Raw genomic sequence first — 6,929 nt, 5'->3', positions numbered from 1 at the left:
TTACTAAATTTTTGGGGCCCTTTTCCCCCCCACCGCCGTTTTGCGGGGTTTGGGGGAAAACGCGGCCCCGATCAAAGCCCTGAACGATCAGCGCTTGTCTTCGACCTTCCACGCCTTGCCGTCGTAGAACGCCTTCCAGCCAGTCGGCTTACCGTCGACTTCAGACTGAACGTACTGCTCCTTGGTCTTGCGGCTGTAGCGGATCACCGCCGGGCGTCCTTCAGGATCCTTTTGCGGCGCTTCGCAGAGGAAGTGGTATTTCGGATCGATCTCGTGCTTGTGCGGCACGATTTCCAGCACCAGCGGCGCACGGGTTTCGCGGTTCTTGGGGAACTGGCTGGCGGCCAGGAACAGACCCGAGGCACCGTCACGCAGCACGTAGGTGTCGTCGACCTTCTCGCACTTGAGCTCGGGCATGTCCACCTTGTCCATCTTCGGTGGCGCCGCCTCGCCGCTCTTGAGCAGCTTGCGGGTGTTCTTGCACGTCGCATTGGTGCAACCGAAGAACTTGCCGAAACGGCCGGTCTTGAGCTGCATCTCGCTGCCGCACTTGTCGCATTCCAGGCTCGGCCCTTCGTAACCCTTGATGCGGTAGCTGCCCTCTTCGATCTCGTAGCCGACGCAATCCGGGTTGTTACCGCAGATGTGCAGCTTGCGCTTCTCGTCGAGCAGGTAAGCGTCCATGGCGGTCGAGCAGATAGGGCAGCGATGCTTGCCACGCAATACCAGCGACTCGGACTCACCTTCGTCGTCGGCAGCGATCTCGTCGCCCGGCACCAGGTTCACAGTGGCCTTGCAACGCTCTTTGGGTGGCAGGCTATAGCCCGAGCAACCCAGGAACACGCCAGTGGAGGCCGTGCGGATCATCATTGGCCGCCCACATTCCTTGCACTCGATATTGGTTGGGGTCGGCTGGTTGGCACGCATGCCATGCTCGGTGGACTCGGCGGTCTGCAACTTCTTGCTGAAGTCACCGTAGAACTCGTCCAGCACGTTCTTCCAGTCACGCTCGCCCTGGGCTACGTCGTCGAGGTTCTCTTCCATGCCCGCGGTGAAGCCGTAGTCCATCAGGTTGGAGAAACTCTCCGACAGGCGCTCAGTGACGATGTCGCCCATCTTCTCGGAGTAGAAGCGGCGGTTGTGCAGGGTCACATAGCCGCGATCCTGGATGGTCGAAATGATCGCGGCATAGGTCGATGGTCGGCCGATACCGCGCTTTTCCATTTCCTTGACCAGGCTGGCTTCGGTGAAGCGCGCCGGCGGCTTGGTGAAGTGCTGGCTAGGGTCGATCTGGATCAGCTTGAGCGCTTCGCCCTGCGCCATGTCTGGCAGAACGTCGTCTTCACCTGGCTTGCTCTGCTGCGGAAGAACGCGGGTGTAACCGTCGAACTTGAGGATGCGGCCCTTGGCACGCAGCTCGAAATCGCCAGCCGCCACGGTAACGCTGGTGGACAGGTACTGCGCCGGCGGCATCTGGCAGGCCAGGAACTGGCGCCAGATCAGTTCGTACAGGCGCTCGGCATCACGTTCCATACCGGTGAGCTTGGTCGGGTGGGTGTTGACGTCGGACGGGCGAATCGCCTCGTGCGCTTCCTGGGCCCCTTCCTTGCTGCCATAGACGATGGGCGCGGCCGGCAGGTACTGCTTGCCGAATTCTTTCTCGATGTAGCTGCGCGCCATTTCCACGGCATCGACCGACAGGTTGGTCGAGTCGGTACGCATGTAAGTGATATAACCGGCTTCATACAGACGCTGGGCCATCATCATGGTTTTCTTCACCCCATAGCCCAGGCGGTTGCTCGCGGCTTGCTGCAGGGTGGAGGTGATGAACGGTGCCGAGGGCTTGCTGCTGGTCGGCCGGTCTTCGCGCTTGCTGACGCTGTAGCTCGACGCCTTGAGTTTCTCCAGGGCGGCCATGGCCTGGGCTTCGTTGAGCGGCTTGAAGGCTTCGCCCTTCTCGCGCGCCACTTCGAAGCGCACCTTGGCGTTCTTGGCGGTACCCAGGTCGGCGTGGACTTCCCAGTACTCTTCCGGGTTGAACGCACGGATCTCGCGCTCACGCTCGACGACCAGCTTCACCGCCACCGACTGCACTCGGCCAGCGGACAGGCCACGGGCGATTTTAGCCCACAGCAACGGCGAAACCATGTAACCAACCACGCGATCGAGGAAACGACGCGCCTGCTGGGCATTGACCCGATCGATATCGAGCTCGCCCGGCTGCGAGAACGCTTCCTGGATGGCTTTCTTGGTAATTTCGTTGAACACCACACGCTTGTAGCGGCTGTCATCACCACCGATGGCTTCGCGCAGGTGCCAGGCAATGGCTTCCCCCTCGCGATCCAAGTCGGTTGCGAGATAGATGGTGTCGGCATCCTTGGCCAGGCGGCGCAGCTCTTCGATCACCTTCTCCTTGCCGGGAAGGATCTCGTACTTGGCTTTCCAGCCGGCCTCAGGGTCGACGCCCATGCGTGCCACCAGCGTGCGGCGGGCCTTTTCCTTGGGCGACAGTGCCGGAGCCTCAGCTGCGGCCTTGCCACGCTTGGCCGCCGGCTCCTTGCTCGCACTGGCGGAACCGCTGGTGGGAAGGTCGCGGATATGGCCGATACTCGACTTCACCACGTACTGGTTGCCCAGGTACTTGTTGATGGTCTTGGCCTTGGCCGGGGATTCCACAATGACCAGCGATTTGCCCATGGATCGGAGTATTCCTGAATCTGAAGATGAAAAACGCGTCAGGTGCCAGACGCGGCACCGCTATATATAGTGGCAAAACAGTGAGGTCAAGCGCGAACGCTCAGTCGTCGGCCTTGGCCAGCAACCCGGACAGCCCTTCTTCGGCCTCGACCAAAGCAAAGCGTGGCACCTGCTCGCCGTCAACCTCGACCGACTCCAGGAACATCGAAAGCGGCCTAACCCATAGGCCGAATTCGCCGTACAGGGCCTGGTAGAACACCACCCACTCCTCGGTCTCGGAGTGGCGCGCAGCGCCGAACACACGATACTCGGGGCCCTTGTAGTGCCGGTACACACCGGGTTGTATCTGCATGTCGCCCTGCCTCTTGAACAAATCCTGTAAAAAACAAAAACCGGGGCACAGGGCCCCGGTTGCTGCCTTGCAACGCGATCAGACGCGTTCGAAGACAGTGGTGATGCCTTGGCCCAGGCCGACGCACATGGTCGCCACGCCGAGCGTGCCGCCATTCTGCTTCATGACGTTGAGCAGGGTGCCGGAAATTCGCGCACCCGAGCAACCGAACGGGTGGCCCAAAGCGATGGCGCCGCCGTGCAGGTTAACCTTCTCATCCATCTTGTCGAGCACTTTCAGATCTTTCAGCACTGGCAGGGCCTGTGCAGCGAAGGCTTCGTTGAGCTCGATGAAGTCGATGTCGGCCATGCTCAGGCCGGCGCGCTTGAGGGCTTTCTGCGTCGAAGGCACCGGGCCGTAACCCATGATGGCCGGGTCCACGCCCGCCACCGCCATCGAGCGGATCACCGCCAGCGGCTGGATGCCCAGGTCCATGGCGCGCTGGCCGGACATGACGATCATGCACGAAGCGCCGTCGGTGATCTGCGACGAAGTACCGGCGGTGACGGTGCCGCCTTTCGGGTTGAAGGCCGGCTTGAGCGATGCCAGGCCTTCGAGAGTGGTTTCCGGGCGAATGGTCTCGTCGAAGTCGAAGACCTTCAGGAAGCCGTTCTCGTCATAGCCCTGCATCGGGATGATCTCGTCCTTGAACTTGCCTTCCACCGTCGCCTTGTGGGCGAGCTGGTGCGAACGCACGCCGAACAGGTCCTGTTGCTCACGGCTGATGCCATGCATCTTACCCAGCATCTCGGCAGTCAGGCCCATCATCCCGGAGGCCTTGGCGGCGTGCAGGGACATGTGCGGGTTCGGGTCCACGCCGTGCATCATGCTGACGTGGCCCATGTGCTCGACACCGCCGATGACGAACACGTCACCGTTGCCGGTCATGATCGCCTGGGCGGCGGTGTGCAGCGCGCTCATCGACGAGCCGCACAGGCGGCTGACGGTTTGCGCGGCAGAGGTGTGCGGGATCTGGGTCATCAGCGACGCCATGCGCGCGATGTTCCAGCCCTGCTCCAGGGTCTGGTTGACGCAGCCCCAGATCACGTCCTCGACTTCTTTCGGGTCGACCTTGTCGTTGCGCTCCAGCAGCTTGCTGATCAGGTGCGCAGACATGTCTTCGGCGCGGGTGTTGCGGTGCATGCCACCCTTGGAGCGGCCCATCGGCGTGCGACCGAAGTCGACAATCACCACGTCTCTTGGATTCAGGCTCATATCAGTATTCTCGCTCTAGCTCGTTGGGCGCTCAGTTGAAGAAGCGCTGGCCGCTCTTGGCCATTTCGCGCAGCTTCGCGGTGGGGTGGTACAGCGGCCCCAGGTCGGCGTACTTGTCGGCCAGTGCGACGAACTCGGCGACCCCGATCGAATCGATGTAGCGCAGCGCGCCACCGCGGAAAGGAGGGAAACCGATGCCGTAGACCAGGCCCATGTCGGCTTCGGCGGCGGTTTCGACGATGCCGTCTTCCAGGCAGCGCACAGTCTCCAGGCACAGCGGGACCATCATCCAGTTGATGATGTCTTCGTCGGTAACCTCACGCTGTTCGAAAACGACCGGCTTGAGCACGTCGAGCACGTCGGCATCGAAGACTTTCTTCGGCTTGCCGCGCTTGTCGGTCTCGTAGGCGTAGAAGCCCTTGCCGTTCTTCTGGCCCAGGCGGTTGGCCTCGTACAGCGCATCGACGGCAGAGCGACGATCGTCCTTCATGCGGTCCGGGAAGCCTTCAGCCATTACGTCACGGCCATGGTGGCCGGTGTCGATCCCGACCACGTCCATCAGGTAGGCCGGGCCCATCGGCCAGCCGAACTTTTCCATGACCTTGTCGATGCGCACAAAGTCGACACCGGCGCTGACCAGCTTGGCGAAGCCGCCGAAGTACGGGAACAGCACGCGGTTGACCAAGAAGCCCGGGCAGTCATTGACCACGATCGGGTTCTTGCCCATTTTCTTGGCGTAGGCCACGGTGGTGGCAACGGCCACTTCACTGGACTTCTCGCCACGGATGACTTCGACCAGCGGCATCATGTGCACCGGGTTGAAGAAGTGCATGCCGACGAAGTTCTCTGGGCGCTTGAGCGCCTTGGCCAGCAGGTTGATCGAGATGGTCGAGGTGTTGGAGGCCAGGATGGCGTCCTCTTTCACCTGCCCTTCCACCTCGGCCAAGACCGCTTGCTTGACCTTCGGGTTCTCGACCACGGCCTCGACCACGATATCGACGTTGGCGAAATCGCCATACGACAGGGTCGGGCGAATGGCGTTGAGCGCTTCGGCCATCTTCGCTGGGGTGAGGCGGCCTTTCTCGACGCGCTTGCCGAGCAGCTTGGACGCCTCGTTCAGGCCCAGCTGGATGGCTTCCTCACGGATGTCCTTCATCAGGATCGGCGTGCCCTTGACGGCCGACTGGTAGGCGATGCCGCCGCCCATGATGCCGGCGCCGAGCACGGCGGCCTGCTTCACGTCGTGGGCGATCTCGTCATGGGCCTTGGCCTTGCGCTTGAGCTCCTGGTCATTCAGGAACAGGCCGATCAGGCTCTCGGCAACCGAGGTCTTGGCCAGCTTGGCGAAGCCCGCGGCCTCGACTTCCAGCGCCTTGTCACGGCCGAAGTTGGCGGCCTTCTGGATGCTCTTGATGGCTTCGACCGGCGCCGGGTAGTTCGGGCCGGCCTGGCCTGCGACGAAGCCCTTGGCAGTCTCGAAGGCCATCATCTGTTCGATGGCGTTGAGCTTGAGCTTCTCCAGCTTGGGCTGGCGCTTGGCCTTGTAGTCCAGCTCGCCGCTGATGGCGCGCTTGATCAGGTCCAGTGCACCCGCCTGCAGCAGCTCAGGGGTAACCACGGCATCGACGGCGCCGACTTTCAGGGCGTCTTCGGCACGGTTTTCCTTGCCCGAGGCGATCCACTCGATGGCGTTGTCCGAGCCGACCAGGCGCGGCAGGCGCACGGTGCCGCCAAAGCCTGGGTAGATGCCCAGCTTGACTTCCGGCAGGCCGATCTTGGCAGTGCTGGACATGATCCGGTAATCGGCGGCCAGGCACATCTCCAGGCCACCGCCCAGGGCGATGCCGTTGATGGCGGCAACCGTCGGCACTTCGAGGTCTTCGAAGGCGTTGAAGATACGGTTGGCTTCCAGGTTGCCGGCAACCAGCTCGGCCTCGGGCAGCTTGAAATTATCGACAAACTCGGTGATGTCGGCGCCGACGATGAACACGTCCTTGCCACTGCTGACGATCACGCCCTTGACCGAAGCGTCGGCCTTGATGGCGTCGACGGCCTCGCGCAGCTCGTTCAGAGTGAGGCGGTTGAACTTGTTGACGGACTCACCCTTGAGGTCGAACTTCAGTTCGACGATGCCGCTTTCAAGAGCCTTAACCGTGATGGCTTTACCTTCGTAAATCATCAACTGATCTCCACGATATGGAAGCTGAACTGTACACGCCGATCGCTGGCGCAAGAGCCGGTCTGCCGGTGTCTTGCCGCAGGCACACCCGTCGGCGCGCTAATCGGGGTTCTGTAAGAGCGATCTGACATACAAACGCTCAATTCATACGCCCGTTTGATTTGGGTGTGCACACATTCTCCGAAAAGATCGGCGTTGTCAAATGCTCTCAAGCACCTTGAAAACGCGACTTTCCAGTCATTTTGTACGCTGCAGGCATGAAGCATGATGACAGTGATCGCCGACCATTCATGTCAGCGATAGACCATGGGCAAGTGCTAACGGCTGCATTTTCTTAAACACACTCGCCAACACTGGCTAAACTGGCAGGTGTTCAACGTGTTCCCGGCCTGCCTGGCCTTTTCTGCGCAGCAGAACGCAAAGCGGCGCGCAGGAACCTTCCGGTTC

The 6,929-nt window shown here is 61.6% G+C and carries 4 protein-coding genes; all 4 read right to left on the bottom strand.

Annotation, left to right across the window (positions count from 1 at the left end):
• Positions 1–87 precede the first annotated feature (87 nt).
• Positions 88–2,697, bottom strand: a complete 2,610-nt coding sequence (topA, locus tag ABE459_RS25325; protein ID WP_125463368.1) for a type I DNA topoisomerase — start codon at positions 2,695–2,697, stop codon at positions 88–90.
• A 100-nt stretch (positions 2,698–2,797) separates the two neighbouring features.
• Positions 2,798–3,049, bottom strand: coding sequence for a DUF1653 domain-containing protein (locus ABE459_RS25320; protein WP_125463367.1), 252 nt, complete (start codon positions 3,047–3,049; stop codon positions 2,798–2,800).
• A gap of 78 nt (positions 3,050–3,127) precedes the next feature.
• On the bottom strand, positions 3,128–4,303 hold the full coding sequence (gene fadA / locus ABE459_RS25315) for an acetyl-CoA C-acyltransferase FadA (protein WP_125463366.1): 1,176 nt from the start codon (positions 4,301–4,303) through the stop codon (positions 3,128–3,130).
• Between the two features lie 31 nt (positions 4,304–4,334).
• Positions 4,335–6,482, bottom strand: a complete 2,148-nt coding sequence (gene fadB, locus ABE459_RS25310) for a fatty acid oxidation complex subunit alpha FadB (protein WP_125463365.1) — start codon at positions 6,480–6,482, stop codon at positions 4,335–4,337.
• Between the last annotated feature and the right edge of the window lie 447 nt (positions 6,483–6,929).

The sequence above is a fragment of the Pseudomonas sp. TWI923 genome, assembly GCF_039673365.1.
Lineage (GTDB): Bacteria > Pseudomonadota > Gammaproteobacteria > Pseudomonadales > Pseudomonadaceae > Aquipseudomonas > Aquipseudomonas sichuanensis.
The sequence above is the reverse complement of the archived record's forward strand: the minus strand, read 5'-3'. Positions and strand labels throughout refer to the sequence as shown.